Consider the following 12,596-nt stretch of genomic DNA (forward strand, 5'->3'; position numbering starts at 1 on the left):
CGGGCTGTCCGCCCACGCCGCGCCTCGCGAAATCGAGTTCAAGGATAAGCTGCCGAAGACGCGCAGCGGCAAGATCATGCGCCGCGTGCTCAAGGCGTGGGAGCTTGGCCTGCCGACCGGCGACTTGTCGACGATCGAAGATTAATCGCCCGCTATTATGAATACATCAGCCCCGCTAGGCCGTACATCAGGCCGGCGGGGTTTTCTATTGGAATAGAACCGTTATAACCAAAAAGTAGCTGGAGGCGGCGAGCCGTTTCCCTTAGGATAGGAAGTCTGAGTCTATTCCATCAATACGATGAATCAGAGGAGACGTGTATGGAGCGAATTGCGGTAATATCCGATATTCACGCCAACCTGGCCGCGTTGAAGGCGGTCTGGACGGATATCAAGCGGAGGGGGATCGGACGAATTTTTTGTCTGGGCGACCTGGTGGGCAAAGGCCCGTATCCGGCTGAAGCGGTCGATGAAATACGCGAGCATTGCGAGGTCGTGCTGCAGGGCAACTGGGATCATAAAATAACGTTAACTCCGGAAAACGAAGAATGGGTCTGGCAGCTGTGGACACAACCTCTGCTTGGACAGGAGAGGCTCGATTATTTACGGAATCTTCCGTTTTGCTACGATTTTTACTGGAGCGGGCGGAAGGTCCGGCTCTTGCATGCTTCCCCGACGAGCGTGTATGACCGGGTCCGGCTGAAGACGTCGATGACGGAGAAGTTAACGTTGTTTGAAAATACGCCGCTGACGGGCGATTGGCTCGGAATCAGCGAAGAGAAGCCTGATTGCGTCGTCTACGGCGATATTCATATGGCCTATGTGATGCCGCTGGAGGACATGTTTGTCGTCAATGCGGGCAGCGTCGGTCTGCCGCTGGATGACATTCCGCTGGCCGGTTACGTCATCATGGAAGGTGCGCTGCATCAGCAATCGCCGGCGCCGTTTTCCGTGCAGATCGTTCGAGTGCCGTATGACCGCGAAGAGGTGCTGCAGGATGCAGCCGCTCGAGGAATGCCGAGGCTCGAGAAGTTTACGCGCGATATTACCCGGGCGAGGTAGCCGGATTGCTGCCGGAAAACCGCATAGATCGCATCAAAAACAGCCTTGACCGGTTGCAGGTCAAGGCTGTTGAAGTATGGTCTTATGGCTTCTTGCTTTTGAAAGGCACGCTTGCCGAAGCTTTGGATTCGCCATGCTCGTTAATGGCGACGACCCGGTACCAGCCTTCGTAGACGAGTGCGAAATAGTTCAGCTTCGGAGTTTCGGAAGACTGAATCTTTTTGAAGCTGCCGTTTTCTTTATCGCTGAAGTAGATATCGTACCGTTTGACCGCTTCCGTCTTCGGATTGGCCGACCATTCGATTTGAATCCCGGCTCCGGACTGCTGGACGGTTACGTTTTTCGGAGCTGACGGCGGTTCTTTTTTGGCAGGCTTGTCGTCTGGCTTGTTGTTTCCGTTGCTGCCGTTGTTGCCTTTACCGTCCGAGCCGTTGATGTCGCTCGGCTGACCGTTCGGCACACCGAACGGATCGAGCGGGGAGGAGATCTCTGTCGATCTTCCGTCGCTGAACACCACTTTGCTCGGCTTCGACTCTTTGCCGGCTACGTCCACGGCTGTTACGTAATAACCCACGACTTGCTGGCTGGATACCGTATCGGCAAAGATCCGGTCTTGCCCGGAAAGGACCACTTTGCCGGCTGCGCGTGCGAATTTGCCGCCGAGGGCATCCGCTTTGTACAGCCGATAACCGACGATGTCGGCGCTTCCGGCTTCCTGGAACGTAATCTCGTTTTTGTCGGCCGAATGCTTCAGGGTGACGCCTCCCGGCGCGTTCGGAATTTGTCCGTCGTCGGCTCTCGGGTCCACCTCGACCGCGGCGTCGTTATCGTAATCAAGCGGGTAATAATGCGAGATGTTGGGACGGTTTTTGGCCGGCAATTGAGGCAAAATCGCTTGAATCTCCTTGATGATGTCGCCGATCGGCCGTTCCCGCTTGACGACGGTTTTCTCTTGCACCATATCGGCCGGAGTTCCCGGCTGCGGCAAGTAGTCGTTGCCGTCGAACGTAACGTATTTCTGCTTGATCAACACCTGGTCTTCTTCGGTCGGAATAAACTTTTTGTTGAATATATCCCGGACCAGCTTGCCGCTTTGCTTCGTCTGCTCGTTCGGAAGCTTGCCCGAATAACCGGATACCGTCATCGAAACAATATTGGCCGGCTTGACGAACTGTTTGTTCGGCAGCAGTTCCGGATGGTTATCCGCAATCGAGTTCATGACTTTGGCCCATATTTTCATGGCCCGCTGCGTACCGCAGCCAAGCTCGCTGTTCAGATTGCAGCCGCTTTTCTTCAGAGAATACTTCTGCTGATCGTAGCCGGCCCATACCCCGACGGTAATATCGGGAGAATACCCTACGAACCAGGCGTCGCCGTCATTTTGCGTCGAGCCGGTTTTGCCTGCGACCTGGATCTGGCTGTAATGTTTAAAGTCTTTTTTCAGCAAGGTAGCCGTACCCGAGCTGATAACCGTCTTCATCATATCGGTGATGAGGTAGGCCGTCTCCTCGGAGAAAACCGCCGTAGGCTTCACCACATGCTCATATACGATTTTGCCTTCCGAATCCGTAATTTTGCGGATCATATAGGCGTCCGTGAACTGGCCTTTATTCGGAATGGCGCTGTAGGCGTTCGTCAATTCCTCGACGGAAACCCCGCGCGACAAACCTCCGATAACTCCGGTTTGTGCTCCGTAATCGCTTTTCTCGATCGTCGATATTCCGAGCTTCTTGGCAAAATCCCAGGCGTTGTTAATGCCCACGACGTCGATAAACAGCTTGATCGCCGGAATGTTATACGATTGGTTCAAGGCTTGCCTTGCGGTCACCAGTCCATGAAATTTGTTGTCCCAGTTTTCCGGCAAATGGAACCCTTTACTGCCGTCCTTCAGGATGACCGGCACGTCGTCGATGACGGCGGCCGGGGCGATCGTTCCTTTGTCGATGGCCGGGATGTAAGCCGCGATCGGCTTCATCGTAGAGCCGGGCTGACGCGTCATCTGGGTGGCGAGGTTCATCTGCTCCTTGTGGAAATCGCGTCCCTCGATCATCCCGAGAATGGCGCCCGTGGCGTTGTCCAAGGTGATGGCGGCGATCTGCTCTATCCCTTTTTCGGGATCGTCGGGAGTGAAGTTGTCGCTATTGTCGGAGATGACGTGCATCTCGTCGTAGATCATCTTGTCGATCGTCGTGTATATCCGGTATCCTTTGCGCTGCAGATCCTCGCGCGCCTGCTTGACGGCTTCCGCGTATTCGGCCTGGCCTTGCTTCGTATCCTTCTTGAGGTCCGGGTTGCTCAGGTTGGCCAATATTTCGCTTGACTGGCGCTCCACTTCCAGCATCAAGTACGGGTATGTATTGTATGCTTTCGGCTGGGACGGCGCGAGCGAGCCTTTGATGTCGAATGCCAGCGCTTCGTCGTATTGCGTTTGCGTCAGCTTGCCTTCATCGAGCATTCTTTTCAGGACCAGCTTCATCCGTTCGACCGCTCCGTTAAAAGCTTTCTCGTCCAGTTCGCCGCGGCTCGTGAATGCCGAATATTTGGAGGGCAGCTGCGGCAAGCCGGCCAGATAAGCCGCTTGGGCGGTATGCAGATCGTGCAGGTTGTCGATATTGAAGATGCCTTTGGCCGCCGCCTTGATCCCGTACAGATTATAGCCGGACGAGCCGTTGCCGTAAGGTATCTTGTTCAAATAGGCGAGTAAAATCTGCTCCTTGGACAACAGCCTCTCCAGGCGGAGCGCGAGCAAAATCTCCTTCGCCTTCCGGTTGTCGCTGCGGTCCAACGTTAAGAAAACCCGTCTCGCCACTTGCTGGGTAATCGTGCTGCCGCCCGTCTGCACGTCGGCATTCGTCAGCTTCTGGGTAACGGCCCGGAAAAAAGCTTTGACGTCGACGCCGTGATGCATGTAAAAATCGTGATCCTCAATCGCCAGTACGGCGTCTTCGACGAACTTGGGCAGATCTTCGCTGCCGATCGGCCGGCGGTCTTCCTCCGAACGGAGCTGACCGATCGGCGTGTCGTCGTTGAAATAGACGAAGCCGGTTATCGCATTTTCGTTAATCCTCTCCAGGATTTCTTCCTGGGGGCGAACGGGGTCGTCCTTTACAAGTGCGCTAACGTAACCGAATGCCGCTCCCGCTCCGACAAATCCGATTACTATGCCGGCGATAAACATCCATTTGAGAGTTATCAACGTTACGCGCAGCGCTTTTTTTGCTGTAGAAGATGATGATGATGGCTTGGTCATTCCGTTAATCCTCCTTCGGGCACACAAAGTTATTATAGCACATATCGTCATTTCATAATTTGGAACAACCGATAGAAATTGCGAATTTTCGTCGTTTTTTTTAGTGAAATCCGAGAATTAATCGAAATTTGAAATGTTCTTGTCGTTGACTTTCACTTTGCGCTTATGATATAACTGTTGTTAAATCTTAAAATGACAAAGCGTTTGAAGGGCTAGCGTGGCCCGGCGAATACCGGGAGCGCCAGTAGGCGGATGCCAGCGCATATCAGAGAACCGGCGGAAGGTGCGAGCCGGGATGCGTCATGTTGCCGAATTACGGTCCTGAGCAGCAAAAGGGGAAGCGCGTGAGGCGCCAAGCTTTTGCCGGGTGATCCCGTTATCGAAATGAAGTGAAAGCAGCGCCCGTCTCCTTTAGAGTTAACAACGGTTCTTATAAGGATTCGAAAGCAGCTGCTTTAATTAGGGTGGTACCGCGGGTCAAAGCCTTCCCGTCCCTTTTTGTGGACGAGAAGGCTTTTTTTTGCGTTTATTTTGGAAAAAACAGCAGAGAGGACGCGAACAGCGATGGAAGCATGGAAACAGTTGACAGAGCAGATGAGAAAGGAAGCGGAACGGCAGCTGGAAGTCGTCCGCCGGGGTGTTGTGGAGATCGTTCCCGAAGAGGATCTGAAGGAAAAAATAGCGAATTCCCTGTTGACCGGGAAGCCGCTTAAGATCAAGCTCGGTCTCGACCCGTCCGCACCGGACATCCACGTCGGCCATACGGTCGTCCTTCATAAGCTGCGGCAGTTCCAGGAGCTCGGCCATGAAGTGCAGCTGATCATCGGGGACTTTACTGGACGGATCGGCGACCCGACGGGCAAATCGGAGACGCGCAAGCAATTGTCCGAAGAGGACGTGAAGCGTAACGCGGAGACGTACCAGGCGCAAATCTTCAAAATTTTGAACCCGGCCCAGACGACCGTTCATTACAATTCGCAATGGCTGAACAAGCTGAACTTCACGGATGTCGTCCAGTTGGCGGCAAAGGTGACGGTAGCGCGTATTTTGGAGAGAGACGACTTCACGAAGCGTTATGCGAACGGTCAACCGATCGGCGTGCACGAGTTTTTTTACCCGCTGATGCAAGGTTACGATTCAGTCAAGCTGGACAGCGATGTCGAGCTGGGAGGAACCGACCAGAAATTCAACCTGCTTATGGGCCGCACGTTGCAGAAAGAGTACGGCAAACAACAGCAGGCCGCCATTACGCTGCCGCTGATCGCAGGGCTCGACGGCGTGCAGAAGATGAGCAAAAGTCTCGGCAATTACATTGGCATCGACGAAGCTCCGAATGAAATGTACGGCAAGGCGATGTCGGTGCCGGACGAATTGATGGTGAAATACTTCGAACTGGCGACCGACCTGCCCGACGAAGAGCTCGGCAGCTTAAAGGCCGGACTCGAGGAAGGAACCGTACACCCGCGCGACGCGAAGATGAAGCTTGCATACACGTTCGTCAGGATGTACCACGGGGAAACGCAAGCGGAAGAGGCGAAGCGGCATTTCGTGACGGTATTCCAGCAAAAGGCACTGCCCGATGAGATCGAGGATGCGGAACTGCCGGTGTCGGAGCTGAACGGCGGGGAGATCCGGATTGTCCAGCTGCTGGTAACGACCGGACTGCAAGCTTCGAACGGGGAAGCGAAGCGCAGCGTATCGCAGGGAGCCGTGAAAATAAATGAAGAGAAGGTAACTGACCCGAACGCGGTTGTCCGACTGGAGGGCGGAGAAGTGCTGCAGGTCGGGAAGCGGAAGTTCGTCAAAATCAAGCTCGTGTAACCAGCCGGCCGAAGCCAAAACGGGCTGAAGCAAAAAACGGCTAAAACCAAAACGGTCGAAAGCAAAAACCCCCAAGCCAAGAGGCTCGGGGGTTGATTGTTGAAGTCCAGATTAACGGCTGTAAAACTCGACGATTTGCTTCTCGTCGATTTCTTGAGGAAGCTCCGAACGCTCAGGCAGGCGGATGAACTTGCCTTCCATTGCCGTGTCGTTGAACTCCAGGTAGTTCGGTAGGAAGTTGCGGTTTGCCAAAGCTTCCTTGATGGAAGACAAGCCGCGGCTTCTTTCGCGAAGGCCGATTACAGTGCCAGTGCTAACTGTGTAGGAAGGGATATCTACTTTGCTTCCGTTCACCGTTACGTGGCCGTGAGCAACGAGCTGACGGGCACCTGCACGGGAGTTGGCAAGGCCAAGACGGTACACGAGGTTGTCCAGACGGCTTTCGAGCAGAACCATGAAGTTCTCACCGGAAATACCTTGCATTTTGGATGCTTTGTCGAACAAGTTGCGGAATTGCTTCTCGCCCAAACCGTACATATGGCGAAGCTTTTGCTTTTCTTGGAGCTGAATGCCGTAGCCGCTCAGCTTCTTGCGTTGTCCCGGACCGTGTTGTCCTGGAGGAAACGCGCGTTTCAATTCTTTGCCTGTCCCGCTAAGGGATACGCCGAGGCGGCGGCTCAATTTAAATTTAGGACCTGTATAGCGTGCCATTATGTTTTGCTCCTTTATACCGATAGTGTTTAATGGTTGAGTAGGCGTAGGGGAGACGTTCCGACGCGGTATACGTTGCGAAACGGACTTCGATCAGTCCCGTTTCCCGGCAGGCAGTTCAGCCGCTGGCCTGCTGGTAACGAACACCGTGAGGGTCGCATCGTGCGTCGCCAATCATAAAAAACACCTTTTTCCACTCGAATATTAATTCTATTAGAAACCTGGGGGTGATGTCAAGCGGAAACCGCTATTGGGCGAAATCTGACGATGCAAGAATGAACGTATATATAATGAAAGTAAATGATCCGGTGCGTATCTTATCGAATATATACGGTTCGTGGCGGCAATGGCATTGGTAAGGCGCGGCTAGGTACGGTATGGTTCGGCATGGCACGGTAAAACGCAGCGATGACCGATTCTGGAGAATTCTTCCTTTAGCGAATTTTGAACGAAAATTTAGTGCAGCCCGTTTGCATTCATAGTATGATTGGAATATTGACGTTTCATAGAAGGGGTTCGCTATGAAAGAAATGCTACATCAGGACCGACTCGCTGTACTAATCGAGGATGGATTCGGCCCGTTCGTCACCGGCCTGGAGAGACATATGCCAGACCGGGCTGCGGTATACGCAGTGTGGGATGCCGACGGCCGCTGCATTGCTCATCATACGATCAACCCGTCCGGTTCCGGAATAAACGTTTCGTTTCCAGCGGATCCAGAAGCTTTTCTGCGCGAGATCCGGGCTGCATATACTGTGAACGGTCAGGACCGAACGTTTTCAAGAGCCGCATTTCTAGTCCATTCCGAACGCCGGGATGCCGCATCGCCCGTCATCGCCTCGTATCCCCTTTACGCCGACCGCAATGATCCGATCGCTTATTTGATTCGTATAACCGACGATTCGACAGCCGAGCCGGAGCTGCTGGAGTCCATGGAGCTGACCGGAACGGCATTCGCCGCCGCGATTCGCGCAAAGGAGGCGGAAGCCCGGCATGACGAGCTTGCCGGACAGATGAAGGAGCTGGAGCAGCAGCTGGTACGCAAGAAAGCGTTGTTCGACATGGCGATCCATATTCATTCCTGCAACGATCCGGACCAGGTGCTGGAGACGTTAATCCGCTTTCTGGACGAGCGGGACCCGGCCGTGGCTTACGAAATTTATTTGTCTCAAGATCAATACAGCTCGATCCCGTCTGTCAAGCCGCTCCGTTTTGACCAGTCCGAGGAAGATATCCGCTTCCGTTCGTTTACCGAGGGCCGGCCGATCGTCGGACAATGCGGGACCGATGCGGTTTTCCCGCTGCGCGGCAAGCAGGGGGTGTATGGAGTCATCCGGATTGCGATTCCGGACGGAAAGACGGAGTTCGAGGCGCTTCAGGAGATTACGCTGCTGGCCGATACGACAGGAAGTGCCTTCGAGAATGCGCGCTTGTATGAACAATCGAACCGGCTTGTCGGGGAACTGCGCCTGATTAACGAGATTACGCAGCGTCTGAATCAAAGCCTGAAGCTGCAAGATATATATTCGTTTGTTTCCATGGAGCTGCGCACGATTTTTAATGCGGAGTTTTCGTGCATTTTAGAGCTGGACAAGCCGAGCGGCAAGCTTATCGTCCGGGCCGGGGAGCCGGCTTCTTTTTGCGGCGAAGTGCTGGCCTCCGATTACGGGTTTGCCGGGCGGGTCGTTGCTTCGAAAGAACCGCTGATCGTATCGGACTACAGGTTCAATCCGGCCGTCGAATCGGTCTGGATGAAGGCGACGAACGCCCGCTCGCTGCTGGCTTGCCCGATCGTGGTGGAAGGAACGGTGGTCGGCGTCATTCTGATGGCGCACCGGCGGGCCCATTACTTCTCCTACGATAACTACAAGCTGCTCAAGACGTTGTCCAGCCATATCGGACTGGCCGCCTCCAATGCGAACCTGCACGCGGAAGTGCGCCGGATGGTGCAGACAGACCGGCTGACCGGGCTGTTCGCCAGACATTATTTGGACGACCAGATCGGTCTGTTTCAGAAAAAAGATTACTGCGGCTCGCTTATTCTGGTCGATATCGATAACTTCAAAAAGGTAAACGATACGTATGGCCACCAGATCGGCGACCGCGTGCTGATTCAGGTAAGCGCGATAATCCGCACCTCGATCCGCGAAGGCGATATTGCTTCCCGCTGGGGAGGCGAGGAGCTGGCCATTTATTTGCCCCAGGTTTCGAAGGAGCAGGCGATCAAGGTGGCGGAGCGGATCCGGAAGCAGGTGAAAACGGAAACTTCCCCGATCGTCTCGGTATCGTGCGGAGTTTCGGACTGGAACTGGGAAGACGAGAGAATCAGCGTGGAGTCGCTTTTTTACCGGGCGGATATGGCGCTGTACAAGGCGAAGCATTCCGGGAAAAACCGGATCTGCATCGATTGAGTCGAATGTCGCAGGAATAACTACACTCTCTTGGGAAACGATAAGGTGAAGTTGAATCGTTATGCCCAGGAGGGGATTTCATGCTATCGAAACGGAGATATAGTCGGCTGAGGCGGCGTGCGTTCGCGCTTGCCGTTTTTGCGATTATCGCGATCCTGGCGGAGGCGTGCTCATTAACGGGAATGCCGTCCGATCCGGGCGAGCTGCTGAAGCAGACCGTCTCCGGCTTGTCCGGAACGGACGATTTCCGGTTTGAAGGGACGACGAGCGTATCGGTCGGGGGATTGCCGATGCAGGAAGGGGCCTCGTTCGAAGGCGTGGTCAACGGGCATAACCGGCTGTCGATGAGCTTTAACCGGGGCAGCCCGGGAGCAGGGACGATCGGTGCGGCCCAAGCGGTGGGAACGCCCCGTTCCGTCGTGTTCAGCAAATCCCAGAACGAATGGGTCGTCTCGGAGGCCGCTTCGCAAAGCGATGCGATCGTACTGCTGCCATGGAGCCCGCTGTACAAGCTAGAGCAGTTGAACACGATGGCGAAAAAAACGGAAAGCGCCAGAGACGAACAGGATACCCGTCTAACGATTCTTACGGTAACGCCGGAGAGGGCCGATGTAACGAAGGCGGTCCGAGATCAGTTGGCCCGTCAAGCCGATGTGCTCGATATCGACAAGCAGCTCGCCGGACTGCGGACGAGGCACGGGCTGTCCGAAGCGGAGGCGGCGCGTATGAGGGGCGAGCTGGAGCAGAGCGTCCTCCTGACGAAGCGGCAGCTGGACGAGGCGGAAGGATCGCTTAAGGCGGGCGCCGTATACCGGATCTGGGTGGACCGGGTAAGTCGCCTTCCCCGCAAGATGCAGATCGAGACGGAGATGAAGTATACTTCGGACGGTCATCCGAAGACCGAGACGATTCGCGTCGACTACCTTTTCACGGATTATAATAACAAGAAAAGCACCTGACGTCGCCGGCTTCGCACACCGAAGATCAGTGCCCGGGAGGGGCTTCTTTCCCGTTGCGCGCAGTTTCCCTGCGGCGGGGCCCTGCCTTTTATCCATGTCCGAATCCGTGTTACAATATGGGAGGATGTACAGGGGAGGGCATACAGGTTGAGCACCTTACGTAATCGTTTGAAATACGGCATTCCTCTAGCCATGTTCGCAGCTGCAGCCTATTTCATCCTGTTTACGGAAACGGGAAGGGATCTTCGTCACGGCAACGTGGAGCAGCTTGCAGATCTGCTGCATTCGTTCGGGATATACGCAGTTATCGCTGGGATGCTCGCTATTTTTTTTCAAACCTGGTTTCCGGTTGTTCCCTTCGTGCTGCTCGCTGGCGCCAATGCGTATGTGTTCGGTTTGACCGGAGGATTTGTGATCAATTACGGAATGACGTGTCTATCCGCGGTGTGCGCATTTCTGATCGCGAGATACATAGCCCGTGACGCGGTCGAAGCCAGACTGGCGAAGTTTCCGGCCGTACAGTCGTTCAACCGCAAGCTGGAGCGGCAAGGTTTCTTCTACACGCTGGTTGGCCGGCTGATCCCGGTCATTCCGTCCTCGCTGATCAACTTCGGCGCCGGCGTATCCAATATCCGGTTTCGTCCGTTCTTGCTGGCGACCGTGCTGGGCAAACTGCCGGTCGTGCTGATGGAAACGTTCATCGGACACGATCTGATCCGGTTCAAGGAACATAAAATCCGGCTGCTGCTGGTGCTGGTTTTGTTCGTTCTGCTGATTTGCCTCGGCCAGTATATGAAGACGAGATGGACCGGCAAGCGGGACGAAGCGACCTAACTTACATAAGGAGATGAGCGGACTTATGAGAGATCCACGATTGCAAACGTTAGCCGCCAACCTGGTCGGCTATTCGGTGAACGTCCAGCCCGGCGACAAGGTGCTGATCGAGATGATCGGCCCGGAGAGGGAGATCGTCCGCTGTCTCGTCGAGGAGGTTCATGCGAAAGGCGGCTTCCCGTATGTGATCTACGAAGACAGGGCGGTGCTGAGCTCGGTGCTGCAGTCGATCACGAAGGAGCAGCTTGAGCATTGGGCGGAGATGGACCTAAGGCGTATGGAGCAGATGGATGGGTACATCGCGGTCCGGTCCGGGGAGAACGTCAACGAATTGTCCGACGTCCCGAGCGACAAGAACGATATGTACAAACGGATCTACTACAAGCCGGTTCATCTGGAGCGCCGGGTCAAGAAGACGAGATGGGTCGTGCTGCGTTACCCGAACCCGTCTATGGCCCAGCTTGCCAGTATGAGCACCCGGGCTTTCGAAAATTTTTATTTCGACGTGTGCAACCTCGATTACCGCAAGATGGATATCGCCATGGACCCGCTGGCCGAGCTGATGGCTCGCACCGACCGGGTACGAATCACAGGGCCGGGCACCGACCTGTCGTTTTCGATCAAGGGGATCGGTTCCAAAAAATGTTCCGGACACCGCAACATTCCGGACGGAGAGGTGTTCACCTGCCCGGTCCGGGACTCCGTGAACGGTGTGCTGCAATACAATACGCCAAGCGTAAATTCCGGCATTACGTTCGAAAATATCCGGTTCCGCTTCGAGAACGGGAAAATCGTCGAGGCTACCTCCAACGATACGAAGCGGCTGAACGACATTTTGGATACGGACGAAGGGGCCCGCTATATCGGGGAGTTCAGTCTCGGATTTAATCCGTTTATCCTGCACCCGATGAAGGATACGCTGTTCGACGAGAAAATCGACGGCAGTTTGCACTTTACTCCGGGCCAGGCTTATGAAGAGTGCGACAACGGCAACCGTTCGTCGGTTCATTGGGACCTGGTGCTCATCCAGCGGCCGGAATACGGCGGTGGGGAAGTGTATTTCGACGATGTGCTGATCCGCAAGGACGGACGCTTCGTCATTCCCGAGCTGCAGGGGCTCAATCCCGAAAACTTGAAATAGATTTCAGCCCGCAGCAAGTTCTGGCAAATTATCATTGCGCGAATAGATGTTCCACGCTAATATAGAAGTATCAAATACGGAAGCCGGATTACTCCGCTTCTACTTGGAGGGATTGTGCCATGTCAAGCGCCAGCAACGCCGCAATTGTTGAAGTATCGCAAACGGCTAACAAGTTCAGATCTTCTATCGTACTTCAATATGAAAATAAATTCATTGACGTCAAGAGCATTCTCGGCTTGTTCACGACACTGCTCGACTCGGGCGTTTACGATCTGCACGTTCACGGTCCCGACGCTGAAGAAGCAAAGGCTGCGATGGTCGAAGTATTTAAGAAGCATAACCTGCAAGTTAATGTCGTAAGCTGAGCGGACTTCCAGGTCCGTTCGATATACAGACGCAACCAAAAGGCT

9 protein-coding genes are annotated in these 12,596 nt (G+C 54.6%); 7 read left to right on the forward strand and 2 right to left on the reverse strand.

The features are described 5' to 3' along the window. The first annotated feature begins 318 nt into the window (after nucleotides 1-318). Entirely contained in the window at nucleotides 319-1,059 is a 741-nt protein-coding gene (locus IDH45_RS11375; protein WP_190927633.1) for a metallophosphoesterase family protein, read from the forward strand. 82 nt (nucleotides 1,060-1,141) lie between these two features. Here the strand turns inward: IDH45_RS11375 and IDH45_RS11380 are convergent, their stop codons facing one another. Then, nucleotides 1,142-4,309 (reverse strand): transglycosylase domain-containing protein, encoded by a 3,168-nt coding sequence (locus tag IDH45_RS11380; protein WP_190927635.1) that lies wholly within the window; start codon nucleotides 4,307-4,309, stop codon nucleotides 1,142-1,144. Between the two features lie 564 nt (nucleotides 4,310-4,873). Here IDH45_RS11380 and tyrS point away from each other — a divergent pair. Further along, a complete protein-coding gene (gene tyrS / locus IDH45_RS11385; protein ID WP_190927637.1) occupies nucleotides 4,874-6,130 on the forward strand; it encodes a tyrosine--tRNA ligase in 1,257 nt (418 codons plus the stop codon). 111 nt (nucleotides 6,131-6,241) lie between these two features. Here tyrS and rpsD read toward each other — a convergent pair whose 3' ends face one another. Further along, entirely contained in the window at nucleotides 6,242-6,841 is a 600-nt protein-coding gene (rpsD, locus tag IDH45_RS11390; RefSeq protein ID WP_190927639.1) for a 30S ribosomal protein S4, read from the reverse strand. 521 nt (nucleotides 6,842-7,362) lie between these two features. On the opposite strand from rpsD, the gene IDH45_RS11395 reads away from it, so the two are divergent. From IDH45_RS11395 to IDH45_RS11415, 5 genes are all read left to right on the forward strand, one after another. Continuing rightward, the gene (locus tag IDH45_RS11395; RefSeq protein WP_190927641.1) at nucleotides 7,363-9,252 is read left to right on the forward strand and encodes a sensor domain-containing diguanylate cyclase; all 1,890 of its coding nucleotides are present in this window, start codon (nucleotides 7,363-7,365) and stop codon (nucleotides 9,250-9,252) included. Nucleotides 9,253-9,332: 80 nt separating this feature from the next. Beyond that, the gene (locus tag IDH45_RS11400; RefSeq protein ID WP_190927643.1) at nucleotides 9,333-10,211 is read left to right on the forward strand and encodes a hypothetical protein; all 879 of its coding nucleotides are present in this window, start codon (nucleotides 9,333-9,335) and stop codon (nucleotides 10,209-10,211) included. 147 nt (nucleotides 10,212-10,358) lie between these two features. Beyond that, nucleotides 10,359-11,045 (forward strand): TVP38/TMEM64 family protein, encoded by a 687-nt coding sequence (locus IDH45_RS11405; protein ID WP_190927645.1) that lies wholly within the window; start codon nucleotides 10,359-10,361, stop codon nucleotides 11,043-11,045. A 25-nt stretch (nucleotides 11,046-11,070) separates the two neighbouring features. After that, nucleotides 11,071-12,186, forward strand: coding sequence for an aminopeptidase (locus tag IDH45_RS11410; RefSeq protein WP_190927647.1), 1,116 nt, complete (start codon nucleotides 11,071-11,073; stop codon nucleotides 12,184-12,186). Nucleotides 12,187-12,305: 119 nt separating this feature from the next. Continuing rightward, nucleotides 12,306-12,551, forward strand: coding sequence for an HPr family phosphocarrier protein (locus IDH45_RS11415; RefSeq protein WP_190927649.1), 246 nt, complete (start codon nucleotides 12,306-12,308; stop codon nucleotides 12,549-12,551). Nucleotides 12,552-12,596: the final 45 nt, after the last annotated feature.

Origin of the sequence: Paenibacillus oceani (assembly GCF_014705615.1) — a bacterium.
Lineage (GTDB): Bacteria > Bacillota > Bacilli > Paenibacillales > NBRC-103111 > Paenibacillus_AB > Paenibacillus_AB oceani.

Coding starts and splice junctions, on each gene's coding strand:
- IDH45_RS11375 (WP_190927633.1), top strand. CDS start 319: ATGGAGCGAATTGCGGTAATATCCGATATTCACGCCAACCTGGCCGCG.
- IDH45_RS11380 (WP_190927635.1), bottom strand. CDS start 4,309: ATGACCAAGCCATCATCATCATCTTCTACAGCAAAAAAAGCGCTGCGC.
- IDH45_RS11400 (WP_190927643.1), top strand. CDS start 9,333: ATGCTATCGAAACGGAGATATAGTCGGCTGAGGCGGCGTGCGTTCGCG.
- IDH45_RS11410 (WP_190927647.1), top strand. CDS start 11,071: ATGAGAGATCCACGATTGCAAACGTTAGCCGCCAACCTGGTCGGCTAT.
- IDH45_RS11395 (WP_190927641.1), top strand. CDS start 7,363: ATGAAAGAAATGCTACATCAGGACCGACTCGCTGTACTAATCGAGGAT.
- IDH45_RS11415 (WP_190927649.1), top strand. CDS start 12,306: ATGTCAAGCGCCAGCAACGCCGCAATTGTTGAAGTATCGCAAACGGCT.
- tyrS (WP_190927637.1), top strand. CDS start 4,874: ATGGAAGCATGGAAACAGTTGACAGAGCAGATGAGAAAGGAAGCGGAA.
- rpsD (WP_190927639.1), bottom strand. CDS start 6,841: ATGGCACGCTATACAGGTCCTAAATTTAAATTGAGCCGCCGCCTCGGC.